Source organism: Rothia sp. HMSC061E04 (assembly GCF_001813685.1).
GTDB lineage: Bacteria > Actinomycetota > Actinomycetes > Actinomycetales > Micrococcaceae > Rothia > Rothia mucilaginosa.
Genome location: NZ_KV813690.1, coordinates 92,547 through 109,546, shown reverse-complemented (window position 1 = coordinate 109,546; position 17,000 = coordinate 92,547). Strand labels below are relative to the sequence as shown.

Annotated in this window: 12 protein-coding genes, 2 tRNA genes and 1 rRNA gene; 14 read left to right on the top strand and 1 reads right to left on the bottom strand. The window is 56.8% G+C overall.

Annotated elements, in window-relative coordinates:
- Positions 1-45 precede the first annotated feature (45 nt).
- Positions 46-183, bottom strand: a complete 138-nt coding sequence (rpmH, locus tag HMPREF2927_RS01030; RefSeq protein WP_005504094.1) for a 50S ribosomal protein L34 — start codon at positions 181-183, stop codon at positions 46-48.
- 569 nt (positions 184-752) lie between these two features.
- Between rpmH and dnaA the strand changes: the two genes are divergently transcribed.
- From dnaA to HMPREF2927_RS00960, 14 genes are all read left to right on the top strand, one after another.
- Entirely contained in the window at positions 753-2,432 is a 1,680-nt protein-coding gene (dnaA, locus tag HMPREF2927_RS01025; RefSeq protein ID WP_070684780.1) for a chromosomal replication initiator protein DnaA, read from the top strand.
- A 786-nt stretch (positions 2,433-3,218) separates the two neighbouring features.
- Positions 3,219-4,343, top strand: a complete 1,125-nt coding sequence (gene dnaN / locus HMPREF2927_RS01020; RefSeq protein WP_049327445.1) for a DNA polymerase III subunit beta — start codon at positions 3,219-3,221, stop codon at positions 4,341-4,343.
- Positions 4,344-4,551: 208 nt separating this feature from the next.
- Positions 4,552-5,781, top strand: coding sequence for a DNA replication/repair protein RecF (recF, locus tag HMPREF2927_RS01015; protein WP_070684778.1), 1,230 nt, complete (start codon positions 4,552-4,554; stop codon positions 5,779-5,781).
- Positions 5,774-6,469 carry a DciA family protein gene (locus HMPREF2927_RS01010; protein ID WP_070684776.1) on the top strand — a complete coding sequence of 232 codons (696 nt, stop codon included), beginning with the start codon at positions 5,774-5,776 and terminating at the stop codon, positions 6,467-6,469. The genes recF and HMPREF2927_RS01010 overlap by 8 nt, the downstream gene beginning before the upstream one ends.
- A 416-nt stretch (positions 6,470-6,885) precedes the next feature.
- Complete coding sequence (gyrB, locus tag HMPREF2927_RS01005; protein WP_070684774.1) at positions 6,886-8,922, top strand: DNA topoisomerase (ATP-hydrolyzing) subunit B; 2,037 nt, start codon at positions 6,886-6,888, stop codon at positions 8,920-8,922.
- Between the two features lie 78 nt (positions 8,923-9,000).
- Entirely contained in the window at positions 9,001-11,631 is a 2,631-nt protein-coding gene (gyrA, locus tag HMPREF2927_RS01000; protein WP_070684772.1) for a DNA gyrase subunit A, read from the top strand.
- Positions 11,631-12,227, top strand: a complete 597-nt coding sequence (locus HMPREF2927_RS00995) for a DUF3566 domain-containing protein (RefSeq protein WP_005508012.1) — start codon at positions 11,631-11,633, stop codon at positions 12,225-12,227. Before gyrA ends, HMPREF2927_RS00995 begins: the two co-directional genes overlap by 1 nt.
- A gap of 198 nt (positions 12,228-12,425) precedes the next feature.
- A tRNA-Ile gene (locus tag HMPREF2927_RS00990) sits at positions 12,426-12,499 on the top strand.
- Positions 12,500-12,643: 144 nt separating this feature from the next.
- Positions 12,644-12,716 (top strand) — tRNA-Ala (locus HMPREF2927_RS00985).
- Between the two features lie 3 nt (positions 12,717-12,719).
- Positions 12,720-12,836 (top strand): 5S ribosomal RNA (rrf, locus tag HMPREF2927_RS00980).
- A 593-nt stretch (positions 12,837-13,429) separates the two neighbouring features.
- Positions 13,430-14,659: an inorganic phosphate transporter gene (locus tag HMPREF2927_RS00975; protein WP_070684770.1), complete on the top strand. Its 1,230-nt coding sequence runs from the start codon at positions 13,430-13,432 to the stop codon at positions 14,657-14,659.
- Positions 14,660-14,661: 2 nt separating this feature from the next.
- Positions 14,662-14,967, top strand: a complete 306-nt coding sequence (locus tag HMPREF2927_RS00970) for a hypothetical protein (RefSeq protein WP_070684768.1) — start codon at positions 14,662-14,664, stop codon at positions 14,965-14,967.
- A 50-nt stretch (positions 14,968-15,017) separates the two neighbouring features.
- Positions 15,018-15,470, top strand: a complete 453-nt coding sequence (locus HMPREF2927_RS00965; protein ID WP_012902638.1) for a DUF3349 domain-containing protein — start codon at positions 15,018-15,020, stop codon at positions 15,468-15,470.
- A gap of 206 nt (positions 15,471-15,676) precedes the next feature.
- Positions 15,677-16,876, top strand: coding sequence for an acetamidase (locus HMPREF2927_RS00960; protein ID WP_070684766.1), 1,200 nt, complete (start codon positions 15,677-15,679; stop codon positions 16,874-16,876).
- Positions 16,877-17,000: the final 124 nt, after the last annotated feature.

Genomic DNA, 17,000 nt, shown 5'->3' with positions numbered 1-17,000 from the left:
CCCCCGCCGATGCGTGTGCATCGGCGGGCGAACTATATGCCGTGATTAGGCCGAGAGCTTTGCGCGGCCCTTACCGCGGCGGCTCGACAGAATCGCGCGGCCTGCACGGGTACGCATACGCAGACGGAAGCCGTGCTTCTTAGCGCGACGGCGGTTGTTCGGCTGGAAAGTACGCTTGCTCATACTTTGTCTCCTTGATTTTTGCGGTTCGTGCCCTCAGGGGTATCGGAACCGTACGCTTCTTGGTGCACGGAGGTACCGCAACTATTCGCAGTAGGCGGTGCACACACAACAGCACAACTTTAGAAGAGTGGAGGGCGTAAATCAAGTTCTTGACGCTTTTTTCCGCGTGATTCCGGGCTCGTTTGTGGTGTGGAGGCGGTGATTGAGGCGGGTATACAGGCTGTGGAGACACTACATACTCTTGGAGTGTAAGCCTGGGGGTATTTGTGGCGGTATGGTATCCACCACGGTGTATATCCCACCCACACCTCCTACTATCGGCGAGTTATCCACATCCTTGAGCTCTTGGAGTTTTCCGCTAAATATCAAGGAAGAAACCCTGTTGTGCACTTAAATCCACCGCTTATCCACCCCTGTAATTACAAGTTTTCCACCGTGTGGAAAACTCTTGTGGATAACTTTCTCTCCCTGTGTATTAAGCGGGTAGAATCTTAATGACCTCGCGGTGGTTTCCGGCATAATTTCTTTACTGTGCCACCGCTTCACATCGAGTGAAAGTAAAGAATTCCATGACCGACTCCCTTCAGGCGCGCTGGGCGCATCTGCTCTCCATTCTTGCCGCCGATCCGGCAGTGACGGCACGTCAGCGCGGTTTCGTGAATCTTGCGCAGCCTCAGGGGCTAATGGGTTCTTCTCGCCTCATCATTGAGGTGCCGAATAAGCTCACCCGCGCAGTCTTCGAGGAGCAGATTAGTGCTTCGTTCCGTGCGGCCCTGCATGAGGCTTTTGGTCCGTCGACCACCGCGCTTTTCGATGTGAATGAGTCGATGGTTCCGGTTGAACCTGCAAGTCAGGACGTTTTCCATGGTGAGCGCGAGGTGCCTGTTGAGCATCAGTCCATCCCTTCGGTAGCGACGGCTTCTGCACATCCTGAGGTGCCCGCAGGCTCGCGCGCCTTTGAGTACTACACAGAGCCGCATCCGGGCCCTGACCACTATGAGGTGCCCGCCGATGAGCAGGTCACCCGCCCCTCCCTGCAGGCTTTGGAGGCGGAGCGTGCCGGATTTCCCTCCGCACAGCAGCCCGCGCCGGCGCCTCGCGAGTACCCGGCACCCACTTTCGTTCCGGACGCCCCGGCGGTGCCAGAGGCCCAGCAGGTGCATCCGCATGAAGACCCAGAAAACGTGCCGACTTGGGATAGCTCTGCCCGACTGAACCCGAACTACACCTTCGACACCTTCGTGATCGGTCAGTCCAACCGCTTTGCGCACGCGAGCGCTTTCGCGGTGGCGGAGCAGCCCGGCATTGTCTATAACCCGCTGTTCATCTACGGCGGTTCGGGTCTGGGTAAGACCCACCTGCTGCACGCGATTGGCCACTACACCAAGTATCTGTACCCGAATTTGCGGGTGCGCTACGTGAATTCTGAGGAGTTCACGAATGACTTCATTAACTCGATTCGTGATGATGAGGGTTCGTCGTTCAAGCAGATTTACCGCAATGTTGATGTTCTGCTGATTGACGATATCCAGTTTTTGGCGGGTAAAGAGGCGACGATGGAGGAGTTCTTCCATACGTTTAACGCCCTGTACAACCACCAGAAGCAGATCGTGATTACCTCTGATTTGCCGCCGAAGCAGCTGACCGGTTTCGCTGAGCGTATGCGTTCACGTTTCGGTTCGGGCCTGAATGTGGATGTGCAGCCTCCGGAGCTGGAGACTCGTATCGCGATTCTGCGGAAGAAAGCTCAGAACGAGATTTTGCCGGTGCGAGATGACGTCATGGAGTACATTGCTTCCCATGTCACGGCCAATATTCGCGAGTTGGAGGGCGCTCTGATTCGTGCGAGCGCTGCCGCCTCGATGAAGAAGCCGCCGGAGCCCATTACCCTAGCTGAGGCTGAGACTTATCTGAAGGATTTGCTCTCTGACACCGGTGGTGCGGAGATTACGTCGGCGCTGGTTTTGGCGACGGTGGCGAAGTATTTTGATGTGTCCATTGAGGATATGCAGTCGAAGTCTCGCACCCGTACGCTCACGAATGCGCGTCAGGTGGCGATGTATCTTCTGCGTGAGCTGACCGAGATGTCCCTGCCGCGTATTGGTAACGATTTGGGCGGCCGCGACCATACAACGGTGATGCACGCGGTGCGTAAGGTGAGTGCGCAAATGGCGGAGCGTCAGACGATTTTCAATCAGGTGACTGAACTGACGAATTTGATCCGCCAAGAGCAGCGCGCCGCCGGCTAGACGTGTTTTTGTTCCTGTCCCGTAGCTTATTTTGCGCCTCGACTAGGTGTTTTATAGGCTTCGGGGCGGGGATTTCAGGCTAAATTCGAGGATTTTAGCGACTCTCAACTCTGGATTTTCGGGGTGTGGATAAGCTGTGCTTTAACTCATGCGTTCATGTGGACGTTAAGTGCATGAATATTCAAAAGGTGTGGAATCGAGGAAATGTATAAATATCCATACACAATGCATCCTCAGCATTGATTGAATTCTTCCACTTAATGTCCACAGGCTACTTCCGCGTCATTGCAGGCAAGGAAGGGGTTTTCCACCGTTTCCACAAGCGTTAATAATACTACTGTACTTAAAGAAAAAATCCTCCCCATAACAAGTAGTTCTGCTCGACCAGCCGAGCTGGTTCAGGTTTTTTGTGTGCCCCTATTGAAAATGTAGATTTTCGCGGATTTGGATCGATAGCTGCATGCTATCTCTGGAGTTGGGTTTGAAGAAGGAACCAACACCGAACCATCACCTAATTCGAACCTGTTTTCGACTGGATTTGCTACACCTTCCGCCTATCTTTGTAATTACAAAAATACAACGGCACTACATGCCTCATCTCACCCAATTTTTCGCTGCAGGATCGACCTTCGAGTCTCTGTGTAATTACAAAATCCGGTAGGATGGATAGACGCGCGCGCGGAAGATTCACTGCGCATCAGAGCACGCGGTATTTCCGGCTCTATCGCCCAAAGCTTTACGTGCGCCCAAAAACTACTCTCTAATTCCGTGAAAGGCGCCTTCTCGATGAAATTCACCGTTGAACGCGATGTCCTTGCCGAAGCAGTCGGCTGGACGGCACGCTCACTTCCGCTGCGTCCCACTTCCCCCGTACTCAACGGTCTGCTGATTACCGCCTCCGCAGGTGAGGTCAGCATCGCAAGCTTCGATCACGAGACCAGCGCCCGCCAGGTCATTGCAGCCGATGTTGAAGCAGAAGGCGTGTGCCTGGTTCCAGGCAAGATCCTGGCAGAGATTTGCCGCTCCCTGCCGAACGCACCTGTCGAGTTCACCGCAGATGAGTCCGTGATCCGTATTCACTGCCGTTCCGCTAATTTCCAGCTGGCTGGTATGCCGGTCGTGGACTACCCCGAGCTTCCCGAGCTTCCCGAAATTTCCGGTACCGTGGACGGCGCCGAATTCGCTGAAGCCGTCAAGCAGGTTCAGATTGCGGTATCCAAGGATGAGACCCTGCCGCTGCTGACCGGTATCCGCGTAGAAATCAATGGCGACACCATGACCCTGCTCGCCACCGACCGCTACCGCCTGGCAATGCGCGAAATCAAGTGGAACCCGACCAACCCTGACGTTCAGGCGGCTGTGCTACTGAAGGCTAAGACCGTCTCTGAGGTTGGTAGCACCCTCTCCGGTTCCGGCGATCTGTCTATCGCCCTGCCCGCAGCGGGCGAGCTGATCGGCTTCGCAGCGGGTACCCGCCGCACCACCAGCGTTCTGATGGATGGCGACTACCCCAACATCCGTGCGCTGTTCCCCGAGCAGACCCCGATTCACGCGGTGGTTCGCACCTCCGACCTGGCTGAGGCTGCTCGCCGTATCTCCCTCGTGGCGGAGCGCAACACTCCCCTGCGTCTGAAGTTCACTCAGGGTTCGGTTGCTATTGATGCCGGCCGCGGTGATGAAGCTCAGGCTTCCGAGACTCTGCAGGCGCACCTGTCCGGTGATGACATCACCGTTGCGTACAACCCCGCTTACCTCTCGGACGGTTTGAAGGTTTTCGGTACAGAGTTCGTTCGTTTCTCCTTCACCGATGCGCCGAAGCCCGCCGTGATTTCCGGTCAGGACGAGCCTCTGGCTGAGGATGACCGCAACTACCGTTACCTGCTGATGCCGGTTCGCCTGCCGTCGAACTAGTTTCAGTGTTTGCCGCCCCGCACGTCTTTCGGTGCCCTATGCATCGTGGGTATGTGCGGGGTTGCGCTGTTTTTCTGTGTCCATTCGCGCGGAAAAACCTAGTGTTGTGACCTCTCACTGTGCCCTTCAGTCCGGTGCCGTGAAGCCCCCTAAAATAAGAACCCCCAGCTAAGAACCCGCGTATGAAACCCCGTGAAAGGAGCTTCCGGTGTATATCGACCATATTTCGTTGTTGGATTACCGCACCTACGCTCTGCTGAGCCTGCCTCTTTCGGCGGGAGTTACGGTGTTTCTGGGCTCTAATGGTGTGGGGAAAACCAATATTGTTGAGGCGATTGACTATGCGGCGTCGCTGTCTTCGCACCGCGTGAGCCATGACGGGCCGCTGGTGCGAGCGGGTGCTTCACGCGCCTATATTCGCACCCGTACGGTGCGCGGTTCGCAACAGACGGTGACCGAGTTTGAGATTGCTCCGGGGCAGAGTAACCGGGTGCGCATTAATCGTGCCGCGCCGGTGCGTGCCAAGGAAGCGCTGGGTATTGCCCGCACGGTGCTGTTCTCCCCGGAGGATCTGCAACTGGTGAAGGGGGACCCGGCGGGTCGTCGTCGTTTTGTGGACGATTTGGCAAGCTCTTTGCGTCCGGTGGTCTCCGGGTACCGTAGCGAGTATGAGCGGATTTTGCGGCAGCGTAATTCGCTACTGAAATCCATGCAGCGTAAGTCGCGGGACGAGAACGCCTTGAGCACGCTCTCGGTATGGGATGAGCAGCTGTCGACTCTGGGTGCTCAGCTGCTTTCTGCGCGTTTTCGTCTGTTGCAGCGTTTTTTGCCGCAGCTTCGCCGTGCCTACGCGGGGCTGACGGACGGCTCTAAAGAGGTCGGTTTCAATTATGAGTCGACTGTTTTTTCGAGCATGGGCGAGCGCTCGATCGAGCATGCGGCGCTGATGCGCATTGAGGACCTCAAGGAGGCTTTGATGCGTGGTTTTGCGGAGCGTCGACGCGATGAGATTGAGCGTGGCGTGACCCTGGTGGGTCCGCACCGTGAGGATATTACCCTGCTGCTCGGTGGCATGCCGGTGAAGTATTTTGCCTCGCACGGCGAGAGCTGGTCTTTTGCTCTGGCGCTGAAGCTGGCGTCCTGGTTTGTGCATGTTGAGGATGACTCCTCGGTGGGTTCTTCGCCGATTCTGATTCTTGATGATGTGTTTGCGGAGCTTGATTCTGCGCGCCGCCACCGCCTGGGCGCGATGGTTGCCGACGCGGAACAGGTGCTGATTACCTGCGCGGTACTCAGCGATATTCCGGAGGAGCTGGGCGACTACCGCCTGGTGTCGGTGACCGCGGGGCACGCCGAGTATGTGCAGCCCACCGCCGACTCAGCGGAGCAACCGAACTCGACCGCTTCTGCGCTCGCGGAGGATGACGGCGATGAATAACCCCGCCCGCCCCCAAAACCACGTTTCACGTGAAACATTCGATGAATTCGCGGAATCGCAGTTTGTGGAGACTCGCAACTCGCGCGAGGTTGACGGCGTGGGTGAGTTCTACCGTGACGAGGTGGATGCCCCCTCCGCCCTGCTAACCCGTATGCGAGTGGCGGCTCAAGAACGCGGCGAGGCGCCTCTGAATGCCTTCTCGGCGAATAAAATCATGCGCGATTTTGGTGCGGTGATGTCTGGAACCGCCTCGAAGAAGAAATCACGGCGAGCGCAGGGGTGGGACCCCCGCGTCATGGGTGGCTATAGCGGCCCCGGAGAGAGCTCTCGCGACCCCAAACCCCTCGGCGGCATTGTCAGTGCCCTGATTCGTTCTCGCGGCTGGAAAGAGCCCGTGGCAGTCTCTAGCGTGCTGGCTCGCTGGGCTGAGCTCGTGGGTCCTGAAATCGCGGCGCACACCCGCCCCATCAGCTTCGAAAACTCCATTGTTGAAGTCCAGTGCGACTCTACCGCCTGGACGACTCAGCTACGCCTGATGCACGGGCACCTCATTGAACTTTTCCGCCGCGAACTGGGTGATGGTGTTGTAGCTCAGGTTCGCGTGCTGGGCCCGAACAACGGACGCTGGAATCAGCGAGGCTATCGGCGCGCCACCGGCATGCGCGGTGTACGCGACACCTACGGGTAGGCTTCTGGGTGCCTCTGGTGCTCGTTCACCTTCTGATTGAACGGTGTTAGGTCAAAATAAGCCTTTTTCTGCACGCTATGAAAGCTATAGAAGCGCCGGCAACCCCCACGAGGTTGTGAACTGTACCCCCTACCTCGAGAGGGGGTTGAAGCACTCTAAACCGCCTTTGCGGGCTTTTGAGCGGGTGGTAGTGCCCAAAAAAGCTCAATATGTGACGCATGTAGATGGTTTTATGCTCTCTTGCTCGGTAAAATAAAAGAGACAATGCGTAAAGTGTGCCCACCTATGGGCACCACCGGCAACGCGGGTTGTGCAGGCACTTTCTTGTGCCCCCTGTGAGGCGTTCTAGGCTCCCCTCTGGGCTGCCCGCAGTTCTTCTTCGCCGGTTGCATCATCTACTCAAGGAGTTCTGCCTCGTGGCATCTGAACAGAATGCATCTGAACAGCAGCATGAATACGGTGCATCCGATATTACCGTGCTGGAAGGTCTGGAAGCGGTTCGCAAGCGCCCCGGCATGTACATTGGCTCGACCACTGAGCGCGGTCTGCACCACCTGGTCTACGAGGTCGTAGATAACTCGGTCGACGAAGCGCTCGCCGGTTACGCCTCCAAAATTGACGTGACCATTCAGGCTGACGGCGCTGTTCGCGTGGAGGACGACGGCCGCGGTATTCCCGTGGATGAGCACCCCACCGAGCACAAGTCCACCGTTGAGGTTGTTATGACCGTGCTGCACGCTGGCGGTAAGTTTGGCGGCGGCGGCTACTCCGTTTCCGGTGGTCTGCACGGCGTGGGTATCTCCGTGGTGAACGCGCTGTCTACCCGCGTGATTACTGAAGTGCACCGTCAGGGCTACGCATGGCATATTTCTTTCTCCAACGGTGGTGTGCCGGACGGTCCCCTGCGTAAGGGTGAGCCCTCCGATAAGACCGGCACTATCCAGACTTTCTACCCGGACCCGGAGATTTTCGAGACCGTCGAGTTCGACTTTGAGACTCTGCGTGCGCGTTTCCAGCAGATGGCGTTCCTGAACAAGGGCCTGACCATCACTCTGACCGATGAGCGCGAGAAGTTCGTCGGTGACGAGGTTGCTGAAGAGAGCGAGAAGAAGGAAAACATCCTCAACCGCGTGCGCGCGAACACTGATGGTTTCACGACCGTCACCTACCGTTACGACAACGGTCTGTTCGACTACGTACACTTCCTCAATGCAGGCGCGAAAACCATCGTGAACGAGGAGATTGTCTCCTTCGAAGCCGAAGACACCGAGCGCAATATGAGCCTGGAAGTGGCGATGCAGTGGACCGGCGCCTACAAGGAGTCCGTCTACTCCTACGCGAACACGATTAACACCCACGAGGGCGGTACTCACGAAGAGGGTTTCCGTGCCGCTCTGACCTCGCTGGTGAACCGTTACGCGCGTGAGAACAAGCTGCTGCGCGATAAGGACGATAACCTCACCGGTGAAGACGTGCGTGAGGGCCTGACCGCGGTGATTTCGATTAAGATTTCCGAGCCGCAGTTCGAGGGTCAGACCAAGACCAAGCTGGGTAACTCGGAGGCTAAGTCCTTCACCCAGCGTGAGGTGAACGATCACCTCGGTGACTGGTTCGGTCGTAACCCCGCGGTGGCGAAGGATATTGTGCGCCGCGCAATCACCGCCGCTCAGGCGCGTATTGCAGCCCGTAAGGCACGCGAGACGACCCGCCGTAAGGGCCTGCTGGAGACCAGCTCCATGCCCGGTAAGCTCAAGGACTGCTCCTCGAAGGATCCGTCGATCTCTGAGATTTACCTGGTGGAGGGTGACTCCGCGGGTGGTTCGGCTGTTCAGGGCCGTGACCCGAACACTCAGGCTATTCTGCCGCTGCGCGGTAAGATCCTGAACGTTGAGCGCGCTCGCCTGGACCGTGCCCTGTCCAACGCTGAAATTCAGGCGATGATTACCGCTTTCGGTACCGGCATTGGTGATGACTTCGATATTGAGAAGGCACGCTACCACAAGATCGTTCTGATGGCGGATGCGGACGTCGACGGCCAGCACATTACGACCCTGCTGCTGACTTTGCTCTTCCGCTTTATGCGTCCGCTGATTGAGGCGGGTTATGTGTACCTGGCTCAGCCGCCGCTGTACCGCATCAAGTGGTCGAACGCTCCGCACGACTACGTGTACTCGGATGCTGAACGTGATGAGGCTTTGGCTCGTGGCGCGGCAAAGAACCTGCGCCTGCCCAAGGATAACGGTATTCAGCGTTACAAGGGTCTGGGCGAGATGGACTACACCGAGCTGTGGGATACCACCATGGACCCGGCTCGCCGCACCCTGCTGCAGGTGAAGATGGAAGACGCAGCGGCGGCTGATCAGATCTTCTCTGTTCTGATGGGCGAGGACGTTGAGGCTCGCCGTGAGTTTATCCAGCAGAACGCAAAGGACATTCGATTCCTCGATATCTAGCCCGAAACGGCATATGCCTCATAGGCAATATGCAGACTGGGGCATATGTTGATCGAGATATGAAGTAATGAGAAAGTTATGAGCGAAGAACACCAGAATGAGACTACCAAAGCTGACGTCGTCGGCAATGGTAGCGCTGAAAGCGTAGACCACCACGGTCACATTGAACAGGTGGACCTGCAGACCGAAATGCAGCGTTCCTACCTGGACTACGCAATGGCGGTTATTATTGGCCGCGCCCTGCCGGATGTGCGTGACGGCCTCAAGCCCGTGCACCGCCGCGTGATCTACGCGATGTACGACGGCGGCTACCGCCCGGACCGATCCTTCAATAAGTGCGCCCGCGTGGTCGGCGACGTGATGGGTCAGTTCCACCCCCACGGCGATAGCGCTATCTACGACACTCTGGTGCGCCTGATTCAGAGCTGGATTATGCGTTACCCGCTGGCTCTGGGTCAGGGTAACTTCGGCTCCCCCGGTAACGACGGTGCTGCAGCGCCTCGATACACCGAGACCAAGATGGCTCCCATTGCCCTTGAGATGGTGCGTGACATCAACGAAGACACCGTTGATTTCCAGCCCAACTACGACGGCAAGTCCCTGGAGCCTACCGTTCTGCCCGCGCGCATCCCGAACCTGCTGGTCAACGGTTCTTCAGGTATTGCTGTGGGTATGGCGACCAATATCCCGCCGCATAACCTGCGTGAGGTTGCCGAGGGTGTGGAGTGGTTCCTGAAGAACCCGCACGCCACCAATGAGGAGCTGCTGAACGCGCTGATGGCGCGCATTAAGGGCCCCGACTTCCCCACCGGCGCACAGATTCTGGGCACCAAGGGCATTGAGGATGCGTACCGCACCGGTCGTGGCTCCATCACCATGCGCGCGGTGGTCAACGTGGAAGAAATCCACGGTCGTACCTGCCTGGTGGTCACTGAGCTGCCGTACCAGGCGAACCCGGATAACCTGGCGATTAAGATTGCTGAGCTCATCAAGGACGGTAAGGTTACCGGCATTGCGGATCTGCGCGATGAGACGTCGGGTCGTACCGGTCAGCGTCTGGTGATTGTGCTCAAGCGTGATGCTTCCCCGAAGGTTGTGCTGAACAACCTGTACAAGCACACCCAGCTGCAGGAGAACTTCTCGGCGAATATGCTCGCCATTGTGGATGGCGTGCCGCGTACCCTGTCCCTGGATGCGTTTGTGCGTCACTGGGTGGATCACCAGATGGACGTTATCGTTCGTCGTACCCGTTACCGTCTGCGTCAGGCGGAGGAAGAGGCGCACATCCTGCGTGGCCTGCTGAAGGCTCTGGACGCTCTGGATGAGGTTATTGCCCTGATTCGCCGCTCCCCCACCGCTGATGAGGCGCGTAGCGGCCTGATGGAGTTCCTGCAGATTGATGAGGCTCAGGCGCAGGCTATTCTGAACATGCAGCTGCGTCGTCTGGCTGCTTTGGAGCGTCAGAAGATTCAGGATCGCCACGATGAGCTGATGCGCATGATCGCTGAGTACAACGCGATTATTGCTTCGGAGACTCGCCAGCGCGAGATTATCTCTGAGGAGCTGGGCGAGATTGTGAACCGCTACGGCGATGAGCGTCGCACCCAGATTATGTACGGCTACAACGGCGATATGTCCATGGAAGACCTCATTCCCGAGGAAGAGGTCGTGGTTACGATTACTCGCGGCGGCTACATTAAGCGCACCCGCAGTGATCAGTACCGTAGCCAGCACCGCGGCGGTAAGGGCATTAAGGGTGCCTCCCTGCGCGGTGACGATGTGGTGGAGCACTTCTTTGTGACGACCACGCACAGCTGGATTCTTTTCTTCACGAATCTGGGTCGCGTGTACCGTGCGAAGGGTTACGAGCTGCAGGAAGCCGGTCGTGACGCGAAGGGTCAGCACATTGCGAACCTGCTGGAGTTCCAGGGCGGCGAGCATATTGCTCAGGTCATGGAGCTGAAGAGCTACGAGGATGCTGAGTACTTGGTCCTTGCTACTCGCGGTGGCATGGTGAAGAAGAGCCGCCTGAGCGATTACGATACGAACCGTACTGCCGGCCTGATTGCGATTAACCTGCGTGAGGGCGATGAGGTTGTTTCGGCGTTCACCGTGTCGGCTCAGGACGATATTCTGCTCGTGTCGCGTAACGGTATGTCGCTGCGCTTCCACGCTGATGATGCGTCGCTGCGCCCGATGGGTCGCTCCACTTCCGGTGTGACCGGTATGAAATTCCGTGAGGGCGACGAGCTGATTTCTGCGAATGTGGTCACTGAGGGCTCTTTCGTCTTCGTGGTCACTGAGGGTGGTTACGCGAAGCGTACGAGCGTGGATGAGTACCGCGTGCAGGGCCGTAACGGTTTTGGCATTAAGGTTGCTAAGCTAGTTGAGGATCGTGGCGCCCTGGTCGGTGGCCTCATTGTGGATGAAGAGGACGAGGTGCTGGTGGTTATGGCTAGCGGCAAGGTCGTTCGTTCGAATGTGAATGAGGTTCCCGCGAAGGGACGCGATACTATGGGTGTTATCTTTGCAAAGCCCGGTAAGGGCGATTCTATTATTGGTGTTGCGCGCAACCAGGATCGTCAGCTGGATGATAGCGACGATGAAACCACTGAGAACACCGAGGCTTCGGAGTCTTCTGAGGCGCCCGGTACGGACAACGAGGGTGAAGCGGCGGCTGCCGATCTCACCGCTACTGGAGGTAACTAATGAGCAGCACTCCCGCGAGCTCCTCTCCTGCGTCGGCACAGCGTTCGGCGTCGGCTGGCGCATCTAAGTCTTCGGGTGCGGCTAAGGCTGGCGCGCGTCGCCCGGCTCAGGCGCGTTCGGGCCAGGCTCGTCCTGGCGGTACCGCTAAGCGTCCTGCCGGCAAACGCCCTGTAAACGCTAAGCGTCCGACCGGTTCCCGCCGTCAGCTGGTGCGTCCGGCGCCGCGTTCTAAGATTCGTCGCGCGCGTCTGGTGGTTCAGAAGGTTGATACTTGGTCGGTGGCTAAGCTGATCTTCCTGCTGTCTATTGCTTTGGGCATTGTGACTGTGGTGGCTTCGGTGATTCTGTGGCTGTTCCTGCAGGCTTCTGGCGCGTTTACCGGTGTGAACCAGCTGATTAGCTCGCTGGGTACCGGTTCGACCACTGTGGATATTTCGCAGATGATTTCGCTGGGTCAGGTTGCTTTGGTGACTACTATTTTTGCTGTGGTCAACACTGTGGTCTTTACTCTGCTGGGTATGATTGGCGCGATTCTGTACAACCTGGCTGCGAAGCTGGTTGGTGGCGTGACCTTGACTCTGAGCGATGAGTCCTAGTTTGTAGCTTTTGAGCTTTGTGTGCGGGCGGTGCTGTCTCTGGTGGAGGCGGTGCCGCCCGTTCTGCATACCCCACTCTGTATGCGCGGGAACCCCCAATATTAAAGTGTGATGCAGAACATGCTTTTTTGATTTGGTGTTACCCTCAAACACCTGTATAGTTATATCTCGTTCTACGGAAGAAATTCCGCAGAGGGAGGGCGTATAGCTCAGACGGTTAGAGCGCTTCGCTGATAACGAAGAGGTCCCAAGTTCGATTCTTGGTACGCCCACTCCACATTATGAAAGGCAATAATGAAGAAATTATTGATTGTTGCTGTTCTTTCGTTTGTCACTGTGATGGTTCTGAAAAAGTACCAGAGCAATGAAGTCGTAAAGGCTTGGAAAAATAACTAAACAGTGGTTTCCGCTGAGACGGGGGCGTGGCGCAATTGGTAGCGCATCTGCTTTGCAAGCAGAGGGTTAGGGGTTCGAGTCCCCTCGCCTCCACTTTCCGGTGATTATAGCAAGAGGGAAACGCCTGGCTCCATTCCGAACCCAGAAGCTAAGACTCTTCGCGCCGATGGTACTGCACTTTTGAGGGTGTGGGAGAGTAGGTCATCGCCGGTTTATTTTTGAAATAGACCCCGTATTAAAAGATACGGGGTCTTTTGTTATGTCTGCTGATGCGAATCAGGGGATCCGGTATGGGTGCCTCGTGAAGCTAGTGTGTTGCGTGTGCTGCGGACTGGTGGCCGGGGTTGTTCCTTTTCGATGCTGAAGCGTGCGCCGCTACAGAAAACCCGCTGCCGCAGAGAACTTGCTCCGCCGAAGCCCCAGTACTGTAACCCCAGCTCTGTAAAACCCACAGGAGTATCCGGTGCGGGTAGCTTGGTGACCCAAATGAGGTCTGAATAATAAAGGTGTGTCACAAAAAGAAAGCTGGGAGGTTCCTGAAAGTGAACACTTGGTGAACACACTTTAGCCTATCGATGGATATAATCGCCCCTCTCCCCCACGCCTACGCTTAAGCCACATAAAACAACTTAAGTATTCTGTCGGGTGCACCTATTTTACTGCGGAATGTCAGCGTTTTTACTGTTGAAATATGGGCTCTATAGTAAAACCCTCATAAAAACCCGCTCAATACCGTGGGTTTATCTGTTATTTCGTGTTAATTCGGAATACTTTAGATTTCGCGAAAACCGACAGATAATTTTCTTGTGACTACAGAACTCATTATTCTCGTGATCGTGGTGCTTACCGCGCTCGCCTTCGACTTTACGAATGGCTTCCACGACACCGGTAACGCGATGGCAACCTCCATTGCAACCGGTGCACTGAAGCCTAAGACCGCCGTGGCGCTGTCTGCGTCTCTGAACCTTGTCGGCGCGTTCCTCTCTGTTGAGGTGGCACGCTCGGTCGGTAGTGGCATCGTGAACCTGGATCGTATCGATGTAACAACGGACGGTTCGGCGCTGATGCTCATCGTCTTTACCGGCCTGGTTGGCGGCATCCTCTGGAACGTTTTGACCTGGCTTCTGGGTCTTCCCTCCTCCTCGTCGCACGCTCTGTTCGGTGGCCTGATTGGTTCGGCTATTGTCGCGATCGGCTTTGACGGCGTGCAGTGGATGGGCGTTCTGTCCAAGATTATTGTTCCCGCGGTCCTCTCCCCCGTCATCGCAGCTATCGTGGCGGCAACCGGCACTTGGTTGGTCTACCGTATTGCTGCCCCGGTGGCTGATGATCGTAAGCACGGTGGCTTCCGTAAGGGACAGGTTGCGACCGCATCCCTGATGTCTCTGGCGCACGGTACTAACGATGCACAGAAGACCATGGGCGTGATCTTCCTGGCTCTGGTTGCTTCGGGCACCCTGAGCAACGATGACGCGATTCCCTTCTGGGTGAAGGCTTCCTGCGCGCTTGCTATTGCGCTGGGTACTTACCTGGGTGGTTGGCGTATTATCCGCACCCTCGGTAAGGGCATCGTTGAGGTTGACACCCCGCAGGGCGTTGCCGCTGATGGTGCATCCGCTGCGATTATTCTGACCTCTTCCCACTTCGGTATGGCTCTGTCGACCACTCACGTGGCGTCCGGCTCGATTCTGGGTAGTGGCCTGGGTCGTAAGGGTGCTGAGGTTCGCTGGTACGTTGCTGGCCGTATGGTGGTTGCTTGGCTGATTACTCTGCCGGCTGCCGCTATTGTGGGTGCGCTGACCTGGTTGATTGGTCACGGTCTGAATACTCTGACCGGTACTCAGTTTGTTGGCGAAATGACCGTGTTCGCGTTGCTGATTATCTTCTGCTTCCTGATGTGGCGTCATTCCCAGAAGGACAACATTGACGCTTCGAACGTGACTGGCGACTGGGATGAAAAGGAAGGCGCTGCAGTCACCAGCGCTGAAGTCTCCCCAGAAGCTCAGACTCTTGCTACTGAGAAGGCAGGTTCGTAGCCATGCAATACGTGATTGACATTCTGGATAAGGTCATTCCGGTGCTCATCGCCGGTCTGTTCTTCGGCGCGGGCCTTCCGGTGCTGTATGCGTTGGGTCTGCGTCTGCTGGCTGGCCGTACCGAGTACACTGCGGACGGTAAGCTCGTTGAAATTGAGCCTCCGGGAACGGTGGCGAAGATTGCCGCGTCTTGCATTTTTGCTATTATCGTAGCAATCGTAATCATCGGTATTCTCTGGGTCGCTAAGGACTTTATCGACCACACTTTCGGCTGGAATATCTTCGGCGTAACCGGTGGAGGCCACTAATCCCGTGAACACTAAATTGCATATAATGACTGCTTCGAAGGAGGGACTCGATGCCTGATAAGAGCATGATCTCTCGAGTAATCGACTGGCTGAGCGTCGGGTATCCCAAGGATGTTCCGGTGCAGGACCGTGCGGCAGTGATGGCTATTTTGAAGATGCGTCTGACCGATGAGCAGCTGCAGGAAGTTGTTCGCCAGCTCATGCAGTCCCGTGCTGCCCGTGGTGAGGCGTACGTGAGTGACCAGCGCATTAACGAGTACATTCGTCGAGTGGTGGATCATACCCCGACCCCGCAGGATATTGACCGCGTCGCTAAGATTCTTGGTGCGCACGGCTTCCTGATTGCGGAGAATCACGTGAACGAGGACGCTGAGCCTACGGCTGGCGGTACCGAGTACGTGACCTACGATGATCCGACGACCGGCGAAATCCGTATCGCTGAGTTGGCTGCTGAGTCGGCTAATATTCCGGCTCCGAACGCTACGGCTGCGCAGGACGACTAAACAGCCTGCGGTGAGATCTGAGAACTCTCATGAAGTTTGTGACCTATGGGGTGGACTGAGTCCACCCCATAGGTTTTCTTTATGCCCTTGTGATTGATGCGCCGCGATTCTTCAGCAGGTGCAAGGGCGCGAGCGGTATTCTAGAGGGACTTCACTCCCCTCAAACCGCTGGTGGGCTTTACGCTCGCCCTCAATCTGGAGAATCTGTGTCTTCTTCACCTACCCTTGAACCCGAGAACTCTCACATTCTTGATACTTCTACCCCGGGAGCCTCTCAAGGCTTTTCTGAGGCGGCATCCGTTGCCGCTGAGGACGCTGTTGCTCAGACCCCCTCTACCCGCGTAGATGCCGCTAAAGAGTCTATTGCTGGGCAGGCGCGCCGCCTCGTGATGCCCCGCCGTTCCCTGCTTCTGACCGGCGGCGTGGTCGCCGCCGCCGGGGTGCTTGCCGCAATGCCGCAGATTGCCGCCACCGGTGTGCTGGGCGAGGATGCAGCGGTGGTGGTTTCAACGGAGAAGCTGTTGGCGCGTCGTGAGCGTCTGGTGCGTGAAAATATCGATACCCGCTACCTGAAGATTGAGTCGCTGGGGCGTATTTATGTGGGTCAGGGGCGTCGTGAACAGGATCTGCGCCTGGTGGGTTCTTTCTCCCTCACCGAGGCGGCACAGGCCGATTTGGCGGCGGCTGCTACAGCGCTGACGAACCTGTCTGTCTACGGTTCTCTGCATCGGCTGAGCGTCACCTATGGCGGTGTGGACTTGGCGAATGATCCGCAGAATGTTGCCAATACGGTGACGGATGAGCCGGTGAGCCCGCTGCGTGTGAATGAATCGGCAATCCTAAACGAAGAGCAGTGGCTGAAGGTGCTGACCGCTAACGCGGCGTTGGGAACTAATGCGAGCTACGCCCAGGTGGGTCTGCTGGCGGATGAGCTGCGCCTGAATGCTGTGGTGATTGATGAGAACTATGAATCCCTGATGAAGCGTTTCCGTACTCTGGCTGAGCTGGATTTGAAGAACGAGCGGGTGCAGCAGATTCACCTGAATATTCAGTTGGCTCCGGAGAAGGCGCTGAGCCTGCCCTCGGGTGCGCAGTCGAAGATTTCGGTGAGTGTTGCCGAGTCTTCGCGCGTGGCAACGGTTTCTGATGTGCTGTCGAAGGCTGCGACGAAGAAGGAACTGAACACCTTGGCGTCGTTCTCGCTGGTGTGGAATGCTCGTGAGAAATATCCGTCGGCGAGTCAGTGGGATGGACTCAAGCTGGGTTTCACGGCTCCTGAGTCGAAGGAGGAGTCTGCGAAGGAGGCACAACGCACTGCGGTTCGTAAATATCTGCAGGAAGTGAGTGGTCCCTTGCAGGCTCTAACGAAACGGGAGGCGACAGTGCCGGGTGAGGTGATTACCTAAGCCCCTCAGAGGTGTGATGGGTCTAACTAAAAAAATACGCCTGAGGATTTGGTGAAGCCACAAAAGGTGTTATAGACTAGTAAAGCACCGCGGGGGCGTGGCGCAATTGGTAGCGCATCTGCTT